General features: G+C 55.2%; 21 protein-coding genes. 16 read left to right on the forward strand and 5 right to left on the reverse strand.

Annotation, left to right across the window (positions count from 1 at the left end; all coding sequences use genetic code 11):
- The first annotated feature begins 76 nt into the window (after positions 1-76).
- The gene (locus FHS27_RS12425; protein WP_184305276.1) at positions 77-1189 is read left to right on the forward strand and encodes a pyridoxal phosphate-dependent aminotransferase; all 1113 of its coding nucleotides are present in this window, start codon (positions 77-79) and stop codon (positions 1187-1189) included.
- 25 nt (positions 1190-1214) lie between these two features.
- Here FHS27_RS12425 and FHS27_RS12430 read toward each other — a convergent pair whose 3' ends face one another.
- Positions 1215-2453: a DUF1559 domain-containing protein gene (locus FHS27_RS12430; protein ID WP_184305277.1), complete on the reverse strand. Its 1239-nt coding sequence runs from the start codon at positions 2451-2453 to the stop codon at positions 1215-1217.
- 83 nt (positions 2454-2536) lie between these two features.
- On the opposite strand from FHS27_RS12430, the gene FHS27_RS12435 reads away from it, so the two are divergent.
- The 9 genes from FHS27_RS12435 to FHS27_RS12475 all read left to right on the forward strand — a co-directional run bounded on the left by FHS27_RS12435 (position 2537) and on the right by FHS27_RS12475 (position 10017).
- Positions 2537-3709: a GspE/PulE family protein gene (locus FHS27_RS12435; protein WP_184305278.1), complete on the forward strand. Its 1173-nt coding sequence runs from the start codon at positions 2537-2539 to the stop codon at positions 3707-3709.
- Positions 3706-4752 (forward strand): type II secretion system F family protein, encoded by a 1047-nt coding sequence (locus FHS27_RS12440; RefSeq protein WP_184305279.1) that lies wholly within the window; start codon positions 3706-3708, stop codon positions 4750-4752. The genes FHS27_RS12435 and FHS27_RS12440 overlap by 4 nt, the downstream gene beginning before the upstream one ends.
- Positions 4749-5558 carry a hypothetical protein gene (locus FHS27_RS12445; protein ID WP_184305280.1) on the forward strand — a complete coding sequence of 270 codons (810 nt, stop codon included), beginning with the start codon at positions 4749-4751 and terminating at the stop codon, positions 5556-5558. The genes FHS27_RS12440 and FHS27_RS12445 overlap by 4 nt, the downstream gene beginning before the upstream one ends.
- A gap of 2 nt (positions 5559-5560) precedes the next feature.
- Positions 5561-6841 (forward strand): type II secretion system F family protein, encoded by a 1281-nt coding sequence (locus FHS27_RS12450; RefSeq protein ID WP_246419688.1) that lies wholly within the window; start codon positions 5561-5563, stop codon positions 6839-6841.
- A 66-nt stretch (positions 6842-6907) separates the two neighbouring features.
- Positions 6908-7240: an acyltransferase gene (locus FHS27_RS12455; protein ID WP_184305281.1), complete on the forward strand. Its 333-nt coding sequence runs from the start codon at positions 6908-6910 to the stop codon at positions 7238-7240.
- Positions 7237-7731, forward strand: coding sequence for a prepilin-type N-terminal cleavage/methylation domain-containing protein (locus FHS27_RS12460; protein ID WP_184305282.1), 495 nt, complete (start codon positions 7237-7239; stop codon positions 7729-7731). The genes FHS27_RS12455 and FHS27_RS12460 overlap by 4 nt, the downstream gene beginning before the upstream one ends.
- Entirely contained in the window at positions 7728-8120 is a 393-nt protein-coding gene (locus tag FHS27_RS12465; RefSeq protein ID WP_246419691.1) for a hypothetical protein, read from the forward strand. Before FHS27_RS12460 ends, FHS27_RS12465 begins: the two co-directional genes overlap by 4 nt.
- Before the next feature lie 128 nt (positions 8121-8248).
- Positions 8249-9094 (forward strand): DUF1559 family PulG-like putative transporter, encoded by an 846-nt coding sequence (locus FHS27_RS12470; protein WP_184305283.1) that lies wholly within the window; start codon positions 8249-8251, stop codon positions 9092-9094.
- A 68-nt stretch (positions 9095-9162) separates the two neighbouring features.
- On the forward strand, positions 9163-10017 hold the full coding sequence (locus tag FHS27_RS12475) for a hypothetical protein (RefSeq protein WP_315854540.1): 855 nt from the start codon (positions 9163-9165) through the stop codon (positions 10015-10017).
- A 533-nt stretch (positions 10018-10550) separates the two neighbouring features.
- On the opposite strand, the gene FHS27_RS12480 is transcribed toward FHS27_RS12475, so the two are convergent.
- Together FHS27_RS12480 and FHS27_RS12485 are read right to left on the reverse strand one after the other, a co-directional pair.
- A complete protein-coding gene (locus FHS27_RS12480; RefSeq protein WP_184305285.1) occupies positions 10551-11345 on the reverse strand; it encodes an Fpg/Nei family DNA glycosylase in 795 nt (264 codons plus the stop codon).
- Positions 11346-11407: 62 nt separating this feature from the next.
- Positions 11408-12172 (reverse strand): glycosyltransferase family 2 protein, encoded by a 765-nt coding sequence (locus tag FHS27_RS12485; protein ID WP_184305421.1) that lies wholly within the window; start codon positions 12170-12172, stop codon positions 11408-11410.
- Positions 12173-12614: 442 nt separating this feature from the next.
- Here FHS27_RS12485 and rplA point away from each other — a divergent pair, with 442 nt between their 5' ends.
- From rplA to rplL, 3 genes are all read left to right on the forward strand, one after another.
- Positions 12615-13292 carry a 50S ribosomal protein L1 gene (gene rplA / locus FHS27_RS12490; RefSeq protein WP_009100981.1) on the forward strand — a complete coding sequence of 226 codons (678 nt, stop codon included), beginning with the start codon at positions 12615-12617 and terminating at the stop codon, positions 13290-13292.
- Between the two features lie 178 nt (positions 13293-13470).
- Complete coding sequence (gene rplJ, locus FHS27_RS12495) at positions 13471-13998, forward strand: 50S ribosomal protein L10 (protein ID WP_044255436.1); 528 nt, start codon at positions 13471-13473, stop codon at positions 13996-13998.
- Positions 13999-14076: 78 nt separating this feature from the next.
- Positions 14077-14490 (forward strand): 50S ribosomal protein L7/L12, encoded by a 414-nt coding sequence (rplL, locus tag FHS27_RS12500; RefSeq protein WP_009100976.1) that lies wholly within the window; start codon positions 14077-14079, stop codon positions 14488-14490.
- A 373-nt stretch (positions 14491-14863) separates the two neighbouring features.
- On the opposite strand, the gene FHS27_RS12505 is transcribed toward rplL, so the two are convergent.
- Positions 14864-17425 (reverse strand): hypothetical protein, encoded by a 2562-nt coding sequence (locus tag FHS27_RS12505; RefSeq protein ID WP_246419695.1) that lies wholly within the window; start codon positions 17423-17425, stop codon positions 14864-14866.
- A gap of 245 nt (positions 17426-17670) precedes the next feature.
- On the opposite strand from FHS27_RS12505, the gene FHS27_RS12510 reads away from it, so the two are divergent.
- The 3 genes from FHS27_RS12510 to FHS27_RS12520 all read left to right on the forward strand — a co-directional run bounded on the left by FHS27_RS12510 (position 17671) and on the right by FHS27_RS12520 (position 24265).
- Positions 17671-20685, forward strand: coding sequence for a hypothetical protein (locus tag FHS27_RS12510; protein ID WP_246419697.1), 3015 nt, complete (start codon positions 17671-17673; stop codon positions 20683-20685).
- Between the two features lie 118 nt (positions 20686-20803).
- Positions 20804-21793 carry a hypothetical protein gene (locus FHS27_RS12515; protein ID WP_315854542.1) on the forward strand — a complete coding sequence of 330 codons (990 nt, stop codon included), beginning with the start codon at positions 20804-20806 and terminating at the stop codon, positions 21791-21793.
- Between the two features lie 810 nt (positions 21794-22603).
- Positions 22604-24265, forward strand: a complete 1662-nt coding sequence (locus FHS27_RS12520) for an alginate export family protein (protein ID WP_184305424.1) — start codon at positions 22604-22606, stop codon at positions 24263-24265.
- Between the two features lie 102 nt (positions 24266-24367).
- Here the strand turns inward: FHS27_RS12520 and FHS27_RS12525 are convergent, their stop codons facing one another.
- Entirely contained in the window at positions 24368-26152 is a 1785-nt protein-coding gene (locus FHS27_RS12525; RefSeq protein WP_246419729.1) for a chloride channel protein, read from the reverse strand.
- Between the last annotated feature and the right edge of the window lie 43 nt (positions 26153-26195).

Here is a 26195-nt window from a genome sequence, read left to right on the forward strand (position 1 = left end):
ATCACTGTTCAAAGGGACAACAACGTCGATACTAGGGCTTTCCAATCCGTTTCACCCACTATACATCGACGTCATCATGCACCCATGGATCGCCGACCGAACGGCCTCCTTTGACAGCAGCGGGATCCGCCGCGTCTTTGATCTCGCCGCGAAATTGAAGGATCCCATCAACCTGTCGATCGGCCAACCCGATTTTGACGTCCCTGACGAAATCAAAGAGGCCACGATCGAGGCGATCCGGTCGGGCCGCAACGCCTACTCCCCGACTCAGGGAATCGCCCCGCTACGGGAAGCGATTCTCGCGGAGGTGAACGAAAAGTTCCCAGGCCAGGATCGGGACGTTTTCGTCAGCAGCGGCACGAGCGGCGGTCTCGTGCTTTCGATGCTGTCGATGATCAACCCGGGCGACGAAGTGATCTTCCTCGACCCGTACTTCGTCATGTATCCGGCACTGGTTCGGTTGTGCGGTGGCGTCCCCGTGATGGTCGATTCCTATCCTGATTTCCGTCTCGATCCCGAAAAAATCGAAGCCGCCATTACACCCAAGACCAAAATGATCTTGGTCAACAGCCCCGCCAACCCGACCGGCGTGACGGCGACGGAAGCCGATTTGAAAGCGGTCGCCGAAATCGCGGCCAAGCACAACGTGGCACTCCTTTCGGATGAAATTTACAGCCGCTTTTTCTACGACGGCGATTTCTATTCACCCGCCTCGGACAACCCCGACGCGATCGTGATCGATGGGTTCAGCAAATCGCACGCGATGACCGGGTGGCGTGTCGGCTACGTGCACGGGCCTCGCGAAGTGATCTCGACGATGCTGAAGATCCAACAGTATTCCTTCGTGTGCTCGCCTCAACCGGCACAGTGGGGTGCACTGCGTGCGATGGAAGTTTCCATGCAAGCGAACGTCGACGAATACCGCGCCAAACGTGATTATCTCGTCGAGCAATTGTCGCCACACTATGAGTTGACTTCGCCCGGCGGAGCGTTTTACCTATTCCCCAAAGCACCGGGAAATGAAGGTGGGGCCGCGTTCGTTGAACGTGCGATTTCGCAAGGATTGCTCATCATTCCGGGCAACATTTTCAGCCGACGCGATTCGCATTTCCGAATCAGCTTTGCCGCCAGCGACGAAACGCTTCGCCGCGGTGCGGAGATGTTGATCAAGCTCGCCAAAGAATCATAAGGCGGCACCAAACGGAGTGACCGTTTTAGAATTCTTCGCCAACGATTTCGGCTTGATCACGGGTTCCTAAGGCGCCCCACAATCCGAAAACGCTGGGACTGCCCGGCGCGAGTTCGGCTTGACCGTTTTGAGTCACCGTGCCATCGCTATCGCCACATTCGATCGAGTCCGTAATGAACTTGATCGAACCGTCACCCATCGCGACGTGACCTCCGCCCTGGTGTCGACTGCTCATCGTCAGTGTTCCGATCGTCGTTTCGTCACCGCCAAAACAGAGTTCACGATTTGGGGTGAGGACCGTGTTGAAACTCGTCATCAAAGGATTCGCGTCAGCCCATCGATGGCCCCGACCCTGGGCATTGTTCGTCGGCAATTGAATAGATGAACCGCTATCCCAAAATTGAGGGCGCGTGCCGTCGATGTGGCTCCGACAAATTCTAACGTCATCCAACACGCCACCCGCCCAACCATTGTTAATCGAGGGAACGGTTCGAATATCATTGTCGCCCAGATCCGTGGCAATTTCGCCGAGCATGATCGTCGTCGACAACCCATCGGTAACATCGTCGAACGTGGTCACCATTCGCGGCACGAACATGCCACGACCGGTCGCTCTCACTTGTGCTTCACCACTGGGTGACCACTGACCGGCTTCGTACCGCCACAGACCATCGTCCAAACCTTCGATTGCATCGCCGAGGCAAGCGGTATAGTTGGTTCGTCCCAACGCGGGCAATCCGATACCTGGATCGGATGGACAACGATACGAAGGAATCTCATTGGCCCAAGGCTCGTAGGAACTCATCGAGGGGACCGGTCCCATGGCGGGATAGACGTGACTCGGTTCTTCGTATTCCCCCATACTCATCATGCCCATCATCCCGTCATAGTCCTCTTCCTGGTTCACGTCATCTTCCGGCGGCAAACCAACGAGCTCATCGCTGATCGCCGACCAAGTCGGGCTGGTGCCCATAAAGGGAGTGATTGAAACCAAGAAACTCAACCGAAACTGGTTGGTGTTGGTGGGATCGTTGACGTTGCTGAACGTGCCCGTTCCGTGAGGAGGCAGGTGACCGAACGCATCATGATATTGAGCCACACCCAAGGCGATTTGCCTAAAATTATTGCTGCAACTCATGCGCCGCGCCGCCTCACGTGCCGCTTGAACCGCAGGCAATAACAGCCCAACGAGAATTCCGATAACGCCCACAACGACGAGCAACTCCAGCAGCGTGAATCCGTTACGATGTCGATATCGTTTCATGATGTCCCCGTTTTTTTGAAAACATCAGTTTAGCGATCCCGAACGTGCTGCGGGTTCCTGATGCAAACTTTTCAGAAAGAGTCATGCCCGTTTCCCTTTCCTCAACGCGTCCATCACCCTCGGATCCGAGCTTTGCTACCGAGATGGTTCGGGACTGTTTAGCGGCGGCGATTCAGCGTGGTGCCAGCGATGTGCACATTCAACCACGCTCGCGGAGTTGGGAAGTTTCGTTCCGCATTGACGGTGTCTTGCAACCGGTCGATTCGTTCGAGAGGAGCGAAGCGAGTGACCCGGTGGCGCGTTTGATGGCTTTGGCAGGTTTGCCATCGTATCGGGCAGGAGTCCCGCAGGAAGGTCCTTTGCGCTGGCAGGTCGATGATGGCGAAGAACGTGAGATGCGAGTGGGAATTTTCCCAACGGTACATGGCAATCGGGCCGCGATCCGGATCATGGACGACCGTGAGTCCATTCGTGACCTCGATCAACTCGGTTTCGATTCCAAAACACTGTCGCAACTGCGGTCGGTTTGCGACACGCGAGACGGGTGGTTATTGGTCGCCGGCCCCGCAGGCAGCGGCAAAACAACAACACTCTATGCCTGTTTATCGCACATCGCCGCGAGTGAGTTTCGCCGTAGCGTGCTGACGATCGAAGACCCGATCGAGTCAGTGATCGATTCGATCAGCCAAAGCCAATTGCGAGAAAACAGCGGCCTGACCCTGGCTTCGGCAATGCGGGCCGCCGTCCGGCAAGACGCCGAAGTGTTGTTGGTCAGTGAAATCCGGGACGTTGAAACCGCCGAAGCTGTCTTGGTCGCGTCCATGACAGGGCATCTTTGTTTTTCATCGATCCATGCGGGCTCCGTCGGGACAACGCTTCGCCGTTTGGTGCAGATGGAACTCCCGACGTTCGCAATTCAAAGTGGTCTTCGAGGTGTCCTTTGCCAACGTTTGTTAAGACGGTCGTGCAGCCTTTGCGGTGGCGTTGCGAAGAACGATAATGATTCCATGTGTGATCGCTGCCATGGGACCGGCTACCACGGACGCGTCCCGATCGCACAAATGGTTACGTTCGATGGGTCCTCAGTCGGACAATCGGTTTTCGATGCATTGATCAACCATTGTCCGGCCCACGAAATCGACTCGGCCGCCACTCAAGCCGGTAGCGAATCGTTGCGAGATCAAGCCAATCGTTTGGTTGACGAAGGCCAAACCGACGCCGCCGAAGTGTTTCGTGTGCTGGGGCGAGCGTCATGAACAAAGCCTCCGATTCGACACCAAAGCTGGACAACGACTCGCTCGCGATGCTGCTCGAAGAAGTATCCGCGATGGCCGGGGCGGGCCGCTCTCTGGTCAACGGATTAGCCGATTACAACGACCGGACGATGGGAAAGATTGGACGTGCGGCAAAACTCGTTCGAACCCGGATCGAAAACGGGGAACCTGCTGCCACGGCGATGGCCTCGTTGTCGGAAAAGTATGCTGCCCCCATTCGTGTCGCGATGGAAATGATGGCTGAAACCGGATCGACCCAGCCGATCTACGAAACCGTGCGTTTGATCCGTGGGGCAAACGAAACTCGACAACAAGTCCGACTGTCGGTGATCAATCCGATGTTGAACGTGATCGTTGCGGCGGTGGTCACGTTCTTCGTTCTGCCATGGATCATGGTGTCTCTTTCCGAAGCCGAATTGATCAAGACCGCGTTCTCCCCGACCGTCACGGAAATTTGGCACACGTTCGCGCGGAACTTTCTACTCGCCGCTACCGCAACGATTGTCGTTGTTGGTTTGTTCGCGGCAATACTGTATTGGAATCTAACACGATCGCTCCGCCTCAGTAACACAATGCAAGACTACGCCACGTTCTGTCGCTGGGTGGCGATGCGTGTTGGACTTCCCCACTCGTCAAACGCGAACCACGCCGATGCCGGGCACGTGATCGAGATGGCCGCCGAGGTGGTCGGCCCGAGGTTCGCTGAGTCGTGGTCACCCGCTATTAATAATATCCGTCGCGGGTCACAAACTTCCGCCGCATTGGCAATGCCTGACACCGCACCGGAACCGGTCGGGCAGTGCGTGGTCGATTTAGTTTCAGGACAACGAGACGGCCAATCGGTCGCTCTCGATATGATTCGTCTGAGTGACCTGTACGGGCAAACGTCGCGTCGTCGCCAAAACTGGTGGATCGACGTGGTACCACGTTGGGTCAGTGCTATCCTGATGATTGCTATGATGGTGATCATGCTGCGAACCATCCTTTTGCCACTCTTCGATATTGTCGGCGAGGTGGCACGATGAACTCAACAAACGTCGTGCCTGACGCCAACATTGCTCAAGCCGCGGAAGCGGAGCTTTGGAGAAATATCCGCAACGAAACACGTCATCGGCTCACGAAAACGGTCACCGTCAGTTTCCTCTACCTGTTAGCGGCTTTGGCAGTGGGATCGTACTTAATCAATGCTGTGATCGAAGCGGGACGTGGCGCCGTTTATTACGTCGGATGGAAAGAGACGGAACTCAACGTCAATTGGATGACGCAATTCGTTTGGAGCTATGCCGTGCTGGCATTGCTCGCGACAATTGCCTATGTCCTGACCATGCTATTGATCCATGACAAACTACCCGCACAACTTGGCGCCGCCATGAACCGAATGCCCTGGATCGGTTCAACCATGCGAATGGTTTCGATGGGAAGTTTTTGTCAGTCAATCTATCAGTCCGTCGCTCGATCGCGAACGTATGGCGACGCCTTAGAGACCGCAGCGGAGGAAGTCAGCGATGCCGCGTTGCGACAGTGGTCTGCAGTGGCGGCTCAGAGAATCCGATCAGGACAATCGCTGAGCAATGTCCTACGGTCGTCCCCGATGCGAGATCAACCGCTGTCTGCGGTCAGCGTGATGATTGAGAACCCGCGATCAATGGAGGAATCGGTCCGTGTCTGGCACCAGGCGACGGCGGAATGCCACAGTTTGGCACGCTCACGCCTCATGCGGGCGACGCAGGTTCTCTCGGTTTCTGCGCTGTTGGTTTCGGTATTCCTGGCGGCGTTTGCAATGTTGTCCGCGTCGATGTTCATGTCTGTTGTTATGTCGGGGCTTTCCTAACCATGGAACAGATCCTACCCCTTCTGTCTGCCACATTTGTGCTCGCGTTACTGGCCGGCACGTTTCGATCGATTCGCCTGAACTTGCTACTGGACCCGGGTACACGATCACGACGTATTGCGATTTTTTCCTTCGAAGTGATCGAGTGGTTGCTATGGACATCCGCCTTGATCTCGCTCGCTGTTGCAGCCCCCCATCCCATCACAATCCTGCTATTCGTGATGTTCGCCGTGTCCATCGTAACGGCTGCGCGACTCCGTTATCGCGAAGAGGCAGACTCGCTGAATCGTTGGATGCGATTGGGAGCTGAATCGGGCACCTCGATCATCACCCTCAGCGAGAATTTGTCGGTCGGATTCCGTAGCCGCATCGCCAATCAAACGAGAGTGTTTGCGATGCGTTTGAATCGAGGCGAATCGATTGTGGACGCCGCCCGGCGTTCGCGATTGCCGCTCGACGCCGACACGCTCGGTGCGTTTCTCCTACCACAAACCGAGGTTGCGACAAACGCCGATGCCACACGCCTATCTCTGACGCATGATTCGATTGAGGAGATGTCGCAAGACGAGGATTCATCAAAGTCGGCCTCGCTCGTACCGCAACAATTTGTCTATGTCGTGGTGACGGCATTTTTGGCGTGGTTGTTTGGCACCACCATTCGAACTTATCTTTCGCATTTGTTCGAAGAAATGTTTGAGATGTTTGCGTTCGAATCTGAGTTTGCAACCAACGCTCTCAATTCTGTTGCGCTCATTGGCAATTTCTTGATCGCTTTCATCGCGGTTTGGCTTGTGTTTTCGATCGTGATTCGTTGGCTACCGCTATGGATGGTGAGATGGGTCCCCTGGTTCGGTAACCAGGCAATCACACGATGGCGGTGCGACGTCCTGCGATCGTTGGAACGTGGCATCCGTGCTGAACAACCTGCGAGCCAGATTTTTGAACTCGCTCGTCAAACCGCGCGAGTGCGGTGGATCCGTCTGCGATGCGATGCCGCTCACCGCTCGGTTGAAAACGGCGTGCCACTGCCTGCGGCAATGCGGAACGCGAAACTGATCACCGCTCGTGAACAGGTTTGGTTGACCAGTGCGGAACAGAACGGAAATTTCGCTGAATCGATTCAGCTCTTAGTCAGCAACCTTCAACGCCGGCAAACGCTATTATGGAAAGTCCGCATGGCATGGTTGGTGCCATTAGCAACGGTGTTGGTGGGTGTTTTTATATTGGCTCACGCGATGTATATGTTCCACTTTTTGTATTCCTTTATTCGCATGATGGCTTAGGAATCACGAACCAGGCTTATGACACCCGGAACCACTCCTCACCGTCCCCGCTGTAATCGGGGCTTCATGCTCCTGGAAACGTTGATTGCACTGGCGTTCTTGGCGGTCGCGGCTGGATTGACGCTCAAACTGCATCAATCACGGCTCGACTTTGATCGCGTCTCGACGGATCGATTGAGTGACCAATTCATGATTGAAAACATTGCCGAACAATTGTCAGTGGTCCCTTATTCGGACATCCCCGATGCCGTCTCGCGCCTTAATGAAGAATCAGACGCTCGAGCGGAAATCGAGCCATTCGAGTCGGGTTCCGCAAAAGGTCGCCACCTGCTGATTTCGATCGAATCGGAAAGTGGTCCGTTGACTCACCATCTTTGGCGGTTCGAGGAAACGCCATGATTCGAGCAAGAAATTGTGATACAAAAAGAATTCCCGCGGGATACACGCTCATCGAGGTACTGTTGGTGCTTTCGCTGGTGAGTTCACTTTTAGGCGGCACGATCGGACTGATGTCGATCGTGCAAAAAAGTGACAAGAATTCCAAACAAAGCTTTGTAATTCGCCAGGAACTTCGCCGTTTCGCGGATGACATTCGCCGCGATATCCACGCGGCAAACGACGTGAGCATTGATGAATCAATCTTGACATTATCACGTGCATCATCCGAACAATCGATCATCTACCGCGTCGATTCGAAAACGAACGTGAGCCGCGTGATCTTGAACGCGGACGAATCGAGCGCGGCACGCGATGAGTACACGATCGGACGCGACGCTGTGATGCAGATTGAGTCGCTGGGCGACGGTAATTTGGTGCAATGGACGATCACGGAATCAGATCGCCCGAACCTCCCCATCAGGATCATCACGGCAACCAGGATCGAACCATGAGTCGCATTGCACTCCCTCCAAAATTGAGATGCAAACAATCAACCCGGTGGGGATCGGTTTCATTGGTTCTCGTATTGATTTTGGCGTTGCTCGTGGGCACGTTTGCCGCTTCCGTCACGAGTCGTGCATCGCATGAACGGCGCACCGAAGTGCAGCACGGTTGGATAGCAACTTTAGAAACTGCGATCGAAGCGGTCGCTCGATCGGGCGTGGTAAATGAATCCAAAATTCGCCTCCCCGTCGATGGTTCCCCGTCGGCGGGAGAAACGGGTCGTTGGATCATCGTTGAAACGCTCTCGCAGCCCGATGAAACTCAGATGTACCAAGCCACACTTTTTCACAACAGCCAACCGGGACTCACGATTCGCCGACCTGCGGAGAACACCTAGCGTCGCATCTCATCCATGCGGAGCATTCACTTCGTGGGCGATGACTTCGTTGCGTCGGACATTTCGTAGAACACGTTCATCTCGTTTGCATTTTCATTCGACCGTCACCTCTACCACTTTACAGTCTCATGAGTTCTCATCGTCTCGCTTTCACGCTCGTTGAGCTTTTGGTCGTTATCGCCATCATCGGTGTGTTGGTAGGTCTCGCGGCGCCGGCGGTGCAAACGATGCGAGAATCGTCCCGCCGTGCGGCGTGTCAATCTCGCTTGATTCCGATCGGAATGGCGATGCAGAGCTACCACGATCGATGGCTGCACTATCCGGTCGGCACGGTAGCGGAAACCGGGCCGGTCTCAAGCGTCGCGGAGGGCGATCATCACACTTGGCTCGGCCGTTTACTCGATCTTCTAGATCAACCTGTCATCGCGGCACGCATCGATCGGTCCGTAAGCGTTTACGACGAAGCGAACGCTGCGGTGATGGAACTCAGCTACTCCGGCGTCCAATGCCCTTCGGCGGGCCTCGATCCGAACAACGCGAGCAGTTTTGTGGGGCTCCATCATCCGACCGAAAAGTCGATCGATGAAAACGATCACGGGGTGTTTGTTTTGAACCTTCCGATCAGTCGTGACGACATCACCGACGGGTTATCGAACACCGCGTTTGTGTCCGAAAAACAAACGCCATTCGATGACCTGGGCTGGCTCAGCGGAACGCGCGCGACGCTCCGCAATGTCGGTGGCGGGATCGTTGCGTCGGGAGATCCGTTTGCATCACCGCCGCCGTCAACGGTCGGATCCATCGGCAGCCATCATCCGGCAGGAGTGCACATGCTCTTTGGATCGGGCGAGATTCGGTTTACGGCCAATGAAACCGATCAACGCATTCTGGAACAGATGGTCGACCGCCGCGACGGTCAGTTACCACAGCAGTTTCAATCGCTTGAAACATTGCGTCGCCAAAGCGTCCAATGAAGTGTCGGGCACCTGCGGACGCCCAAGCGGATTGGGGTCTTTTAGGCTGGCTCGGGGTGTGGTCGCTCGTGTTGACATTCGCTATCGGCGGTGTCCTTAATGGCCAAACCAGCCGCAGTTTGCCTGAGGAGTCTCAATCGGTGCTCGGGATGGCAATGGGAGGCTTGTGTGCGGCCTGGATCGCCCTCGGTTCGTGGGTCGCATTGATCCATTTGCCAAAGCGAAATGATTTGCATGCACGCGATGAGGTGGCACCGCAGCAAACGCAACCTCGCGTCGCGGTGGCGATCGCTTGGATCGTTAACCTGATTCTTCTTGTCGCCCTCATTTGGCAAGATACCGATCTCATTGCCCAACTCTTAGCGATCGTTGGACTCGGGATCACGGGGCCACTGATCGCCTATCAGTGGTCTCATCGACGGATCCACCGTGGTGAATCCCAAACGACCGAGCGTCAAAGCATTCGCCAAATCCTGGGAATCGCGTTCACGATTGCGGTCGCGATCGCGTCTCTGAAACTCTACGAGCGTTCCCTTGGATTGACGGCCTCCGCGTCCGTGCTGCTCGTTTGCATCGCAATCAGTTGGCTCGCAATGTTGATCATCACCCTCGGACGATGGTGGGCACTCATCTTCATCCTTATCCCGATCGGCTTCGTCTTCAGAATGTTTGTTCTCTCGTTGATCGAACTCCGCAGTCGCGACTCGGAGGCACAAATACTAAGAGCAAGCGGAATTCTTATCGGCTTCCATTTCTTCTCGCTGATCTTCTTGTTGCTCATGCGATCGAGCGGACACCGTTGGTTCGGTGAACACGACGAGCCTCTCACCAACCGCGATAGTAATGCGTGGTCGAACGATGCCGCTGTTGTGGCACGTAACGCTGCGGTGCGTGATGAGGATGATGCGTCACCGACGCTTTGAACTCCAACGGACGATGATTCGAGTAACGCCCTGGATAGTGACTATCGAATTTGTGCTGGGCTCGAAACATCGGATCGTTGTGCATGTCCGGCGGTTCGAAACTGCCAGTCGCGTAGGGATCGTAGACATAACCTATCCCGTAACCAGCACCGAATCGCGTGTTGTACATCGGCACGTTGTAACCGTACCCGAAACCTGATCGCGAAAACCCTTGCGATGAGGCAGGTGATACTTCGACAACAAACAGCAACGCGGCGACAACCGAAAATGCGACGGTAGAGAGCGTGTGACGAGCCAAGGGAATCTCCACGATTCAGAGGACCGAGCGGCACGTGAATCGTGTCACTCCGGAGATCAACGCTAGGTCACACTCCCCCGATCATCGTTTCATTTCTCTTGAGCAACGAACTGCACTTGCCACAATACCCGACACATGCAGCCCAATCATCACAACCGACACCCACGACCGTCCATCGTCATTGGAACCGTAGTTCGCACATCGATCAGGTGGCGTTCCAGCTCAGACGAGAGCGCTAAGGGTTCATGCCCTGGCAATTCGGACACGCGTAGAGCTTGCGGGAGGCAACCGGTTCATTCGTGACGCGTCCGCCGCACCGAGGACATTCGGATTTGCCGTAAACTCGAAACCGTTCCTTGTCGCTCAATTTTGTGAGTGGCTTTCCTGCTTCGCTCGCCGTCACGCTGATGATGCGACCGTGCTTCAGGCTCACCTTCATCATCTTGGTGAGCGATTTCCACAAACGGGTGAACTCCTCTGACGTTAACTCATTACCAATCCGTGTGGGATCGATCCGAGTTTCGAACAGTATTTCAGCTCGAAGAATGTTGCCGATGCCCGCGATAACGGATTGATCCAAAAGCAAACCGCCGATCGGTTTGCCACTGGCGGACACGTTCGCCCAGAACTCCGCCTTTTTTCCACCCGCCAAAGGATCCGGACCGAGCTTGTTGGTGATCGACAAACGTGTATCCGAATCGATCACCCTGCATTGTGTCGGACCACGCAAATCAAGAGTGGCCTCCGGCGCAATCACACGCATCCGCACCTGACCCCGTGGGGCCGCGGGCGGAGAGGGCTCACTCACAAAACTGCCGTAGCGACCCAAGTGCACGTGCACGATCCGGTCGCCTTCGAATTCGTAAAAGAGATGCTTGCCCGCGGCGATGACGGATTCCAAAATCCGTCCGTTCACCTTTCTCGCATCCGCAGAAAATCGTCCTTGGGGACTGGTGACCTTGAGCGATAGTCCCGCGAACTGGCGTCCATGTTCCGCGGCCAAAAAGTGTGTTTTATGACCTTCAGGCATTGATGCGGACTCGCCAGATTCTACTTAGTTCGATAAAGAATCGATTCGGTCGAGCGGAAGGTTCAACCACACGATTGGGCACGAAAGTACGGGGTGTCGGGCAACCGTCCTTCACCGCGGACCTTGGCAATCGCGTCGTCGATGACCTCGTTGTAATAGTTCAGCCGGGTCTCCGAATGATCCAAGGAACCGCCGAAGGATCGATCCAAGTCGAGGTAGATCAGCGGCACGGGGATTTCGACCACGCTCAATCCCGCGGCGGCAGCTTCCACCCACAACTGCAGCGGCATGGCATATCCGTCATTCGTGATTCGCATCACCCGAAGCGCGTCGGCTCGATAGGCTTTGAAACCACAAAACGCGTCCGTCAGCGCAAACCCGAGTCGCTCATTCAGGTCCGCGGTGATCCGGCGGTTAATAAACATCCGCTCCGCAGGTGGCTCGTCGTCGCCCTTGTATTTCTTGAGGTATCGGCTGCCTGAAACGATGTCCGCTGACCGAGCCGCTTCGATGAAACGAGGAATCCGGTGTGGTTGATGCTGTCCGTCGCAATCCAATGTCACAACACCCTCGTAGTCGTTCTCGAGCGTGTATTGGAAAGCACTCTGCAGCCCAGCACCGTAGCCGCGATTTTTCGGATGGTGAATGACTTCGATCTGTTCAGGTTGGGCGGCGCGGCGAGCATCCAGTTTTTCGGAGGTTCCGTCCGTACTACCGTCGTCCACAACGAGAATCCGGTCGCTGTACCGGAGCACTTGATCGAGAACATCGTCGACGTAATTGACTTCGTTGAAGACCGGCAGAGCAGTCAACCAACGTGAAGTCACGCAGCGGGGATATCCGTCAGTTGCTGGGTCGTCGTTAGGAACGGAGTCGGCCATGGAAGTCCTTCGTGATGGAATCGGAGATCTACCTCATGTGGGTGATCGATCGCATATCGGTTCGAACGCGTCTGCCACGTCGACAGCAGCGAACCAATCAATGGTAGGGAGGGAGCAAGCGGTGTTCCACAACCATCCGATCCGGTAGCTTACATCGCTTTTCCCGAAAAAATACAAATAAGCAGGGAAAGTTGAGGTTGACGATTCTCGGCAACTTCGCCAAACTCCGCCACTTCTCCCGAGTCGACCACGCCATTAGGCCAGTCGGAATCTCGAGAGACCACAAGTGGGAGAACCGACCACTGAGGGAATTTGGCAATCTGATTGCCGTGTTTTCCAGGATAGAGTCGTTTCGCCGAACCACCCGACAACCTGAGTCGTGACCAATATGGCAAAACAATCCAAGCGGTATCGCGCCGCGCTTGCAAAGCAACCTAAAGAGCTCCAGCCGCTATCCAAAGCGGTTGAGACGCTGAAGACATACGACGCAACGAAGTTCGACCAAACCGTCGAAGTTCACATGCGTTTGGGTGTCGATCCTAACCAGGCGGACCAAATCATTCGTGGTTCGCTCGTTCTTCCTCACGGCATTGGTAAAACTCAACGGGTTGTTGTGTTTGCCAAAGGCGATGCTGCGAAAGCCGCCGAAGCCGCGGGTGCTGACGAAGTCGGCCAGGAAGACTTGGCTAAAAAAATCAAAGATGGCTTTACCGACTTTGACGTTTGTATCGCTGCCCCAGACATGATGGGACTCGTCGGTCCACTCGGTCGTGTGCTCGGTCCTCGTGGCCTGATGCCTAGCCCGCGTGCGGGAACGGTTACCGCCGACGTCGCCAAGGTCGTTGGCGAGTACAAGGCTGGTAAAGTCGAGTTTCGCAACGACAAGGGCGGAAACGTTCACGCGATGGTCGGCAAGATGAGCTTCGAGCCACAAAAGCTAGAAGAAAACATCACCGCCTTCGTCGATTACATCGCTGGCATGAAGCCCCAGACGATCAAGGGCACGTACATCAAAGGCGTTGCCATTTGTGCAACGATGACCCCGAGCGTCCGAGTCCAGACCTAAGCAAAGCCGCTCTTCGAGCCCACCGCCTCTCCGTCGACGCACGGTTCGCTTCATCCAAAGTGAACGTGACAACGTCCCACGAGATTTCAAGGTGATTGCGGTTCAAGCGAGTCGGTAACCTGAATTTTTGCCCAGCCGCGGTTAACGCGGAGATGAGTTTAGACAGCGAAAAAATCAAATGAGTAAATACGTTAAAGACCTGGTCACGCGTGACCTGAAGCGTCGACTCGAAGGGGTCTCCGATGCGGTGCTCGTTACTTGCACAGGCATGGACGCGAACACGACCAACGAATTGCGTGGTGAACTCGGCGAAAAAAACATCCAGATGATGGTTGTTAAAAATTCGCTGGCTCGTCGTGCGACCGAAGGCTCGACGCTGGCACCAGTATTCGAAGACACTCGCGGCCAAGTCGCGTTGATGTGGGGTGCGAGCGATTTCGTGTCGCTCGTCAAGGAAGCCGTTCGCCTCGACAAAGACTCTGAGAAGTACAGCAAGTTCACCGCCACCGGCGGAGTCATGGACGGAGAACGTCTCGACGAGGACGGCGTCAAAGCAATTAGCAAATGGCCTAGCCGCGAAGAGCAAATCTCGATGCTGGTCGGCCAAATCCTGGGACCAGGGGCGACTCTCAGCGCCGCGATGCTCGGCCCAGGTCGAACGCTCAACAGCCAAATCAAGAGCAAGGGCGAAGGCGACGAGTCGTAACGTCTCCTTCATCAAACCCGAGCACTTTCACAATCCAACTTTTCCGAATCACCTTTTTCGTTTTTGAGGTAGTTTGACATGTCCGAAGAAGCAACTGCGGTCGCCGAGTACAGCGCCGAAGCCAAAGAATTGGGCGACAAGATCGCCAACATGACCCTGAAGCAAGCCAAAGAATTGAGCGACTACCTCAAGGATGAGCATGGCATCGAGCCTGCCTCCGGCGGTGGAGCTGTGATGGTTGCCGCTGGCGACGGTGGCGGTGCCGCCGCTGCTGTTGAGCAAACCGAATTCGATGTCGTCCTGACCAGCTTCGGCGATAAGAAGCTGAACGTCGTTAAGGTCGTCAAGAACATCACCGGTGCTTCGCTCATGGAAGCCAAGAAGATGGTCGAAGGCGTGCCAGCGACCCTCAAAGAAGGTGTCTCGAAAGAAGACGCCGAGAAGGTCAAAGCCGAAGTCGAAGAAGCCGGCGGATCCGTCGAACTCAAGTAGTTCACCCGGGTGGTTTCGGAAACCTAACGCGAACGTTCGCCGGATAGAAATTGTCGGGCGAACGTTTTTGCTGCGCGGTTGGAAGTGCGTTGCGTGTCACCCTGTGTACGCGGAACAGATTCCGCTCGCGACCGAAAACGCCGCTGGTGTTTCAGCAAATGCCTACTTCGGGTACCTCCGGGCAATAAACGACGCTGATCCGACCCTGGTTCGACGGGCACGGTTCAACTACGGAATGTGTTGTGGCTGGACTGTATCGTTGCAGTGAGAGTCTCGTTGTGGTGGAACCTTTTCGCAGCACTGCCCATTGCCGCGACCCACTACCGCATCCCAGCACAACAAAACTCGATCGGCGGTGCTAATCCATGCAAGGTTAATACCTGCGTTTGCGTGATGCGCGGTCACCACGCCTTGTGATGAAGTGAAACGCGACTACGGCCAAGATTGCGGCCACGATAGCGACTGCCGCAATTTGTCCGATCGCCTGCACGCCCATCGGGTCGCCGGAATTCGGACGTAGATCCTCGATCACGCCTGCAATCACGAGGGGCGCGAATTGCTTGCCACCTCGCTGTTTCATGAAATCCGACTCATAACTCCACAACCGATAAAAGAATCCTTCCACGCGGATGGCTCGATTAATTGTCGTGACGAGTTGTTCTCCATCACCCGAGTCGCCCGTCAAAAACTCAGGCACTTCCGCAGTCACGATCGTGACGGGATAGCGATTTTCCATCACGACGGGATCACCGTCGGGAACTTCGATCTGCAATTGCACTTTGCCGAGATCTCCAATCGCGTCGATTTCATAATAGTGGTCGCTACCGATCTCTCGTTGACGCTGCTGTGTCTCAACGGCCACACGGGTAATCCGGACAGTTTCCACTTGCAAGCGAATCCATTCTCCGGTGAAACCCTTTGGATTCTGCAGTAAATCGACCGGGGACGCGTTGGTGACCGATGATCGCATCCTGCGAACGGCATCGGCTAACTGGTCACTTTGCGACGCTAGGTCCGAAACCGATGCCGCCGCGCCAATCATTGGGTAGAAAACGGATGAATCTGCTTCCGAGAGTGGTTCGCGGTCGAGCGAGACAACATCGGCAAGCCGTCCCAAATCAACTCCCTCGATCGACAGCACCTCATCTGCAGGTGATGCCGGTTGGGACGGAATCCAACCCAACCGACCGGCAACATCGACAATCAGTTCATCCTGACCATCGCCGTCAGGTCGGCGGATCCTCACAGCAACCCCAAACACACGATCGCCCGGTTCAGCCGCCTTCGCAAACGAGCGTGCCAGGAGAACACGAGGAACTCCGTCGATGGGAGAGAGCTCCACCATCTCAATCCAATCGATATTGAGATATTCCTGCAACGTTGAGCTGACCGTCAACGACCGCGAATCGACGATTGCTTCATCGACGGAGACGGCATCACCCAACACGGCAAGCGACTCGGATTTTCTGAGCCGCTCTTGCAGAACCGCATCACTGAGCCGGTCCATCCGGAAAACGAGTTTTGCAATTTCGTCGATGTTGATTCCAGGATCATCGAGCGACGGTTGTGCTGGACGTGCGATGTCCTTCATTCGCTGCTGATCGTAGCCAGGCAAGAGATCGGCCAACGACTGTGCCGACAAATGCGAACCGCCCGCCATGGATCCGATCACGACGAGAAGGCTCAACACGACCTCGTTTCGGCGACGGCGCTCGCGAAGCTGTCGATTCAACACCGCGGTTCGCCACATCACCCAAACGGAAAACAGCAACCCGGCCGTGACCGAACCGGCAACGATCCACCACAACGGAATTTCCTCGTCCTGGTCCTCGCGTGTTCTTGTCGATGGATCGGCAGCACGAATTGCCGCATTCATGACAGGGTTCCCGTTGGCAAGGTAGGAGGAAACGTGTCCAACAATCACCGGAGTCAGCTCCGCACCGGCCTCGGATTGATACGACAACCGTTTGATGAACTCACCCTCGACCTCCACGATCGGTCGCGGTGCACCAACGGGAAAGGTTTGCTTATCGGAATCAGCACTGGATTCTGAATGGTCGTGGTCGGCAATCGACAAAAGAGCATCAAACGTTTTTGGAAGGTCCGCCACAACGACCATCCACGGCCGGCGACTCGCATCAAGTGGCAGCAGCCAAAGATTCCAATACCTTTCCAGTCCGTACACGTTATCGGGCGCGGCGACTCTCTCGATCCGAACGATTTCTCCGCGTGCGATCAAACGATCACCGCGGTAAACCTCTGGTTGTTGCAGCAGAGGCAACACACCAGCGACGGCCGCCGGTGTCCGGATCGGCAACAACTCGTCACGGCGAACACCCTCGGACCGATGCATCGCGAGCGTCGCCAACAATGCAGGCCCATCGGCAGCCCGCCAAACCGTTCCGTCTTTCGCCGATTCGATCAATTTTTGCTGAATCGTGAGTACCAAAAACGCTGCCTCGCGTTCGGTATCCACGACAGATCCTTCATTGTCTTCGGCCGCCATTTTGTCACCTTTTAACCACGAAGCCAACGTCGCGGTCAATTCATCCTCCGACTTCGCATTCACCCAACGCTCGAACCGTTGACGCACTTCCGGCGTCAATCTATCAGGCGTTGTGTTCGACTCGGTTGCGGCTTGCTCATTTGACGCAGATTCTGACCCGGGTTGGAACGACGCCCCGTTGGCGGTTAGTCGTCGTGTCGACTCCTTCATTTTTCCAGAAGGGGCCACGGCTACCTGACGGGCTGTTTCTGGAAAAAACACCTGGTAGACCCCCGGCCGCGAAGCTTGTCGCATGACAACCACAACGAGTGCCAACACGATGGTCAATCGAATCACACGTCGCCACGATTGTCTCGCCGGAGGACCTGGCTGGCGATTTCGCGTCCTGCCATAGAGAGGTTCGCCATGAAGTTCACTGGGGATTCGCATCGCTAATGGGCCATGGAAGGTTAAAAAAAGCGGGCCACCGTATTGGCAAACTACTCGAATGCAAACCTCTCAAAAGGTTGCTAGTCCGCTACCCGCACTTTACCCTAGAGGAGTGTCGCTCGACATGGCGACAACCCTCCGACTCAACTCTTCTGCAATAGCTCCCCATGCTGCCATCGCACCACTTGGCTCGCTCAGAAACGTCCCCACTCCAGCCGCCACGGCAGAGGGGTAGATTTCTGCCCTTGGCAATTTCATTGGTATTGAGTGGATTGATGGGAAGCGTCGTCGCGCGGGCCGAAGGGGAGGCCGCGTCCGATTTCGTAAACCAACTTCGATCAGTTGGTTATTACGACATGGCACTTGCCTATTTGGATCGGCTCGATCAGTACCCCGGTGTGGATTCGGCGTTCCTGACGACCGTTCCACTCGAAAAGGCACAAACTTATATCGATTCGGCCGTCGCTGCCCGTTCGGTCGATCGTCGTGACGAACTTTTCTCAAACGCCGAAACGGAACTCCAATCGTTCCTCAAGAATCACCCTAGCAACGAGAGAGCCTCCGAAGCCCGATCGCAGCTAGGAAAACTACGGATGTTCCGTGCATCCCAGTTCATGATCGGAGATGTCGATGACACGAGTCGGCGCAAAGCAAGAGAACTCTATCAAGCTGCGGCGGACACGTTCGACAGCATCATCGAGAAACTCAAGGGCGAACTGCAGAAGATGCAGGGAGCGAAAATCGATCCCAACAAAGATCCCGAGAAGGCGGCACTGCGCGACCAATATCGGTTTGAATTTTTGATGGCACAGCACAACGCGGGTGAGGCCCGTTTGATGGCGGCCGAGACGTTCAAGAATCCGGCAAAGGACGCCACCAAGCAGCTTAACGATGCGTTGCAGATCTACACCGACCTGAGCGAGAAATATGATTCTTATGTTCAGGGCGCCACGGCGTTTTACTCGCGCGGCCGTGTTGAAAAAACCCTCGGAAAGCGTGACCAAGCCTACGACAGCTTTTCGAGAATGCTCGAACAAGCAGACGTTGATGAACTGCGGGAAGCAAAGATAGGGGCCGCTACGGAACTGATCGATTTGATCCTCACCGATGAAAAAAATGACTACGCCGAGGCGATCAACATCGGTGCGCCAATCGAGCGAACGTTACGCCCTAACGAAGATCGAACGCAACCTGCGCAAGACCTCCGCGTCGCGCTCGCGAGAGCCCACCTCGCAAAAAACAATGACAAAAAAAACACTAAACCAAACGAACGCAAACGTGCGGTTTCCGACGCACGCAAGCTATTGCTACACGCCAAGAAGATTCCCGGAACTCACGAAGACGCGGTAATCGATCTACTCGCCGAACTCGGTATCGACGCCGCCGCACCTGACGAAATCGCCGAGATGCCAACGGCAGACGATCCCAAGAGCTTTGACGACGCACTCGGTGCGGCACGTCAGGTCTTCCAAACCGTTCAAACCGTCTCCGAACAACTCGAGTCGCTGAAGAAACAAGGCGGAAAACCGGATCAACTCAAATCGCTCGAAGAGACGATTTCCACCGCTCGTCAAACCGGCATCGTGATCCTGCGCCGGGGATTATCGATGATCAGACCAGACACCGAATCGGTTCAGATCAACGAAGCCCGTCAATTCCTCGCGTTCCTCTTACTACAAAATCAGAACTATCGAGATAGCTTCGTCGTCGGAAACTTCTTGGCACATTTCGCCCCTGGGACAGAGACCGGATTGAGCGGTGGGTTAATCGCGTTAAATTCCGCTCAACAAATCATTTCAACAGAAGGGACCAGTGATAACTTTTGGGTCGACCAAATCAAACAGCTCGGTGACTTCCTGGTTGAAAAATGGCCAGACAACCCTAAGGCGGCTTCCGCCCAAGGAATTTCCATCGTGATGGCGATGGAAAAGGGAGATCTTTCCGAGGCCAAACGATTGATCGATGCGATGCCGGACAGTCCGGAACAGGCGAAGTTCCGACGGCTACTCGGACAACTGTATTGGAATGACTCACTCAAACTTCGGCGCGAAGAGAAAGCCGACGAAGCTGACAAATACTTGACCATCGCCTCGAAAGAACTCACCGCGGGCCTCGAACAAATTTCGGGTGGCTTGGTCGGCGAAGAGGCCATGAAAGCGGCCGTCGTTCTGGCGAAGGTCCGCCTCAAACAAGATCAACCGGTGGAAGCGGTTAAGGCACTCGATCATCCTAAGTACGGTGCGATCACCGTCCTCCAGAAACTCGATGCACCCTCCGACGATTTCCTGTTCGATCTGTATCGAACCGAGTTACAAGCCGTCGTGGGTCAAATGACCTCGTCCAGCGGAAATCAAGAGAAGCTGCTCAAACGAGCCTCTGACGCGATCGACAAACTGCAAAAAACGGCAGCAGACGAAGCCGGCAAGAAAAAGTTGGTTGGTACCTTTCGAGCACTCGCCTCCGACATTCAGGATCAGATCGCGAGTGCTCCTCCGGCTCGACAGGAACAGCTTATCACCGCCTTCAACGTATTCCTGTCGCGAATCGCATCTATCGCCCAAGACGACATCACGTTGTTGTGGGTCGGACAAACGATGCTAGGAATGGCCGAGTCCGCGATCCCACCCGGTCAAGTCAAAGCGCAAGGTCAGTCCGCGGATTTGTTGGCGACTGCCATCACCACCTTCGAGACGCTCAAACAAAAACCAGACGCGTCCAATTCTGTCCCTTTCATGTTGGGAAAATCACTGCGTTTGCAGGGTGAGTATTCGGCTGCGTTGACCGAGTTTCGCGAAATCCTGACGAAGAAGCCGACGATGATTGACGCCCAGGAAGAAGGGGCGTTGGCGTATGAACAATGGGCCGCGACGTTGGCGCCGAAGTATCGAGCGAGTGCGTACAAAGCCGCACTCGGTGGCGGTAAAAAAGGCATCATCTGGGGTTGGGGAAAAATTAGCCAAATGACGCAGCGTAACCCCGCGTTTCGCGAACGTTTTTTCACGGCACGTTACCACGTCGCGTCATGCCGCTTCAAACAGGCCCAAGCCGCCAACGACAAAAAACTAACTCAGCAAGCGGCCCGCGATATCACCAGCCTCGCTGCTCTCTATCCTGACATGGGTGGGCCGAACCAGTATCGCGAATTCAACGCTCTATTGAAAAAAATCCAGGTCGACTTAGGCGAAGATCCCGATGGCCTGCCGCCGCCTCCCGCTGTTCAGGCACCTCCTGCGGCGGCACCCGCTGCGGCTCCTGGATGATTCTCGGGAACACACGCGGCTCAACCATCATTCCCAATCAAACACGTCGAATTACAAATAGAAATTGGCATCCATGACCCCTTTTTCAAAACACATAATTGTTCCCCTTTCTTTGATCGTGGCGCTGGCTTTTGCTAACACGGTTCACGCACAGACCGATCGTTTGTATCGCAACGATGGCGAGGCAGTGATCGGCAAAGTCAAAGACATCACGAAGAACGAAATCGTGATGACGGTGGGGGGGAGAGAACAATCCTTCCCATCGAGCGACGTGCGTCGATTGCTCTTTCAAGGTGACCCGGCTGAACTCACCCGAGGCCGTGAACTCGTCATGGACGGTCAGTACGATCAAGCGTTTGACGAACTCAAACAACTCGACATGGGAAAAATGCCTCGCGAATTCATGAAAGCCGATGCGCAATTCTATCTCGTGCTTTCGCAAGGAGAGATGGCGCTCGCGGGACAAGGCGATCTCAACAAATCGACCGCGGACGCAATCGAGTTTGCAAAAAACAATTCAGATTCATGGCACTTTTACCCGGCAATGAGACTGCTCGGAGATCTCGCCAAAGCGTTGGGAAACCATGAAAAAGCGGCTCAGTTTTATGGGTATCTACGCAACAGCCCATCCCGAAGCCTGCAGATCGAATCGGTCTACCAAGGCGGCGTGGTCAAGGTCGCCGAAGGAGACCTCGAGGGTGCGGAATCAGACCTGAGCAAAGTCGCCGGCCTGAAACCGAACAGCCCTGAGGAAAAGCGATTACAAACACTTGCCAAGGCCGCCATCGCCGTCGTCAATGCCAAAAAGGGACAAGGCGATGACGCAATCAAGATGGTCAACGATTTGATTAAGAATCTAAACCCGACGGACACGCAGACCGCCGCAACGATCTACAACGCCCAGGGCGAAAGCTACGCAGCACTAGGCGACGATGAAGGTGCGCTGCTCGCGTACCTGCATACTCAGTTGATGTATTCGATGCACGCCGCCGAACACGCTGAGGCACTCAAAAAACTCGCTGAACTGTGGACGAAGGTGGGCAAACCAGACCGAGCCGCTCAAGCTCGCGGAGAGCTTCAACAGCGTTATCCCGGACTAAGCGGCTAAAGCATCGCCGCAAAAGACCTGGGCACTCGATAGGTATCTCTCGTTCGCTAGAACGCGGTCCACCATCCGGTGACGTTGGCTCCAACAAAAACGGAAATGCGATAAGCATCTCGCAAACATTCCGTATCCGATTCGTTTCACTCCGCGCGCCCATTCAGCGAGGAATCGGTCCCAATCAATCATCGCACTCACGCCGAGTCAGTAGCCACTCTGAAGCGGTCGTTGCAATGAGTTTGTATCGGTAATTGCCGCCGTGGGTCTGTGTGACACACACGTCTGTCGTGAGATCGCGTTAGCAGAACCCATTTGGACCGTCGAATTTAGCGCAATCGACACAATTTTGCCTCAATCACCGGTCCGCTGTTGACCAGTCGACGCGGGACCGAGTCGTTGATGCGCTCAGATCGCTCGATTGCGATCATCTTGAGCACTGAGTGTCACATTCCGGTTGACTCGATCGCACAGAAGATAAACCTGAATCTCTGCGCAATCGCTACAGCTTCACGCCAATTTAGGTGACTTTGCCGGTTCTTTCGCTTCATGCGATTCCGCATGGCCGTCTTAAGGGAAAAATACAGTGGAGGCATTCTTTTAGACCAACCACGGTATTCCAGAAGACGATATCTCAAACCGTAGGCCACACGATTCTCTCATTGGCGATGCTCGTCAAGTGAATCGTAACGCCCAAAAATACCTCGACAAAACGTTGGCCGGTCGCTGCACCCCACTCCGGTAATCCGGCCCATGTTTCCTCAGGCGGCGAGGTTTGTTATCGCCTTTAACACCCATTGCAGGGAAGGAACTCCATTGATGGTCTCCTCAATCAGCCGCCGACGGCGAATGATTTTCGCAGCATTGTCGACTATGGCAATCGCCGGATTTTCCGCGGACGCCGTTCAGGCGCAAGAAATCAGCGAATACGGACTCGAACCGGTCATTTTGCAAACCGCCGGTGAAGAAGAAGCCGCAGTCGTCTCGGATGTCATCGAGCAATCTGAGAGCGTTGCACCTGCTCAACCCGTTCCGATGTCGGAACCTTACTACGTTGAGCAGCCAGCCGTATCGTACGCTCCCGCACCTGCATGCAATTGCAACGCAGGAGCAGGCGTTGCAAAGAAGAAAGAAGCTGCGATGGCAAAGATGAAGTCCGCTTATGCGGGCGTCTTCTACGCCAACGACTTCTCCTACTTGAATGATCCGTATTACGCCGGTCCGAGCTTTTTCGCAGACAACTTTAAGAATCTCCAAACGCCATTTGGCAAATTGGACCTTGGTGGTGAAACGCGTTATCGCTATCACAACGAACGCAATCACCGCGGCGTTGGAATCACCGGACGTGACGATAATTTCTGGCTCTCACGGACACGTTTGTATGCAGACTGGGAAGTATGCGACAACATCCGCGTCTACGGTGAAATGCTGAACGCCGAATCGATGGGCGAACAATTCGCACCGCGGCCGATTGAAGAACAAGACGCTGATATCCTTAACCTCTTCGTCGATGTGAAGCTGTACGATGGCGACCTTGGCAAATTGACGACGCGTGTCGGCCGTCAAGAACTGCTATTCGGTGCACAACGTACCGTGTCGCCTTTGGACTGGGCCAACACCCGCAGAACGTTTGAAGGCGTACGCGGAATGTATCAGTACGGCGACACTTCGATCGATGCCTTCTGGACTGGCTTCGTTCCAGTGCAACCGGACGATGCCGACGAAGCGAACTACGACATCCAGTTCTACGGTGCATACGCAACTCGCAAAAACACTGCCTTGGGCAATGTGGACGCCTACTGGCTCGGCTCGGATGACCGTACCCGCGGGTACAGCTATCAGACCGCTGGCAGTCGCATTAGCGGTAAGACCGACGGCGGCACGTTGTATGAATTCGAAGGTGCCTACCAGTTTGGTGAAGACGAAACTCCCAACGACCACAGCGCGGGATTCATCACCGCCGGTTTGGGACGTAAGATCGAAACCAAGCACCTCAGTCCAACCGTATGGCTCTATTACGATTGGGCGTCAGGAGAAGACGATCCCAACGAAGTTCAGCGTGCAGACGGTGGATACGATCACCTCTATCCACTCGCTCACAAGTACAATGGTTTCATGGACTTGTTCGGTCGCCGAAACCTACACGACTTCAACGTGTTGACGGTAACGCCGTTGAACAAGAAGGTATCGATGATCCTGTGGTATCACTACTTCCGGATGGATCAAGCCACCACGCCATACAGCGTCGTAATGACTCCGTACAATGACCCCGCTGCCAACCCGGCCGGTTCGAAAGACCTTGGTAGCGAGATCGACCTGTTGTTCAATATCAACTTGAATGCTCGTAACAACGTTTTGCTCGGCTATTCACACTTCATGGGTGGCGACTACTACAAGACGACCACGGCACCAGCAGGCTTGACGTTGGATAACGACTTCGATGCCGACTTCTTCTACTTCCAATACACGACCCGGTATTAAACCACCGAGTCGAGGTCTTTCCCCACCAAGGTAGATTGTCACGAAGCGACCGCCCAGATTTTTCTGGGCGGTCGTTTTTTCGTATCTACACGAGGTCGGTGCCTAGGAAGCGGGAACGTCTTCCTCTTCTTTGGACTCTCGTTTGAGTTCCATGACACGTTGGTTGTAGGCGGCGATCGTTTCTCGTCGCCGGAGCATCCCGAGCAGAACGCCCGGTCGAGCGTGATCGATCACCGGTAACTCATCAAGATCATGTGACGTGAAGCGAAGCAACGCGGTGTTGAGATCATCATCGGGCGCGACCGACATGAAATTGTCTGTCATTACGTCACGAGCGACTGCCAACTTCCAAAGGCTCTCGTCGTAGAGATACGCACGGACGTCGTTATCGCTGAAAATCCCCACCACTTTCTGATCCGAGTTGACGACCGGAAAATAGTGCTGGTTACTGTACGCCAAACGATGAACGATATCCTCGACAGTCATTCCTTCGGGGATCATCGTGACCTTGCGATCTCGCTGGTAGATATCTTTGACCTGCAATCCTTCGAGCACGTCAACGATAAAGTCGCCGCGATGGGCCATCGAATCCATCCGCGTCGGAGCTTGTTTTTGATACAAACGGAACCGGTGGCTCATCACGAACGTGGACGTTGAAACCAACATGGTCGGCAACAACAATCCGTAATCCCCTGTCAGCGCGCGGACCATGATAATCGTCGAAATCGGAGCCCGGGCGATACCTGAGAAGAAACCCGCCATGCCGACAACCGCGAACGCTTCCGGTTCGGTCACGACGTTAGGAAAGAGGGCCTGAAACGTTAAACCAACCGCTGCACCGGAGCATCCTCCGATGACCATGGACGGTCCAAACACACCACCGGATCCACCCGAACCGATCGTCAGAGACGTCGTCGCGATTTTGGCCAGGGCCACTGTAACTAACAGAGGAATTCCGAGCTGCGTGGCCGACGTAACGGCCACCTGCAACGTTCCATACCCGGTTCCCAGCACGCCGAGAATGGCCTGGTCCCCGTTGAATACCTGCAGCAATCCGATCCCAATGAACCCTGCCAACGCTGCACCAATCGCGGGCCGAACATGAGGCACGCTCGGTAACTGTTGAAACAACTTCTGCGTGCCATAGAACGACTTGACGTAGAGCATCCCCACAAGGACCAACACGATCGCCAGCGCGACGTAGGCGATCAGTTCCAAAGGCGAGACAAAACTGTGCTGCAATTGCGATCCGAAAATCGGAATGAATCGGATCTCCGTGGGCAACGACTGAACGTAGACGCTATAGGCGACGACCGAGGCCGCAGCCGCGGGCACCAACACGTCCGCTTCGAGGTCCGCATCGCTGTAGAGGATCTCGGCGGCGAACACGGCGCCAGCCAGTGGTGCGCGGAAAATGGCGCCGATCCCGGCCCCCATGCCGGCCGCCAACATGATGCGTCGTTCACGATTGGACAACTTCATCGTGGTACCCAACCACGACCCGAAGCCAGCGCCGATCTGCGCGATCGGCCCTTCCCGGCCACCCGATCCGCCAGTCCCCAACGTGATCGCGGACGTGATCGTCTTCACCAACGGGACGCGAGCCCGCATTTTGCCGCGTTTGTTGTGGAAAGAGTCGATCGCGGCATCGGTTCCGTGGCCCTCGGCTTCGGGAGCAAACGTGTACACGATCACGCCGGACACGAGTCCGCCGATCGTCATCACCGCGACCAAAATCCATGGCGAAAACGTGTGAGGGGCGTGCTCAAACCGGGCATGCTCGCCCGCCGCTTCGAGAGGTGTGTACCCGGCAAACTGTGTTAACGTGAATCGCGTCACGCTCTGGCCAACAACATCGAAAACGATCGCCCCCAAACCCGCGACCATCCCCACCAGGGAGGCAAGCAAAATCCATTTGCCGAGAGAATGA

It is taken from the genome of Aporhodopirellula rubra, assembly GCF_014192335.1.
Classification (GTDB): domain Bacteria; phylum Planctomycetota; class Planctomycetia; order Pirellulales; family Pirellulaceae; genus Rhodopirellula; species Rhodopirellula rubra.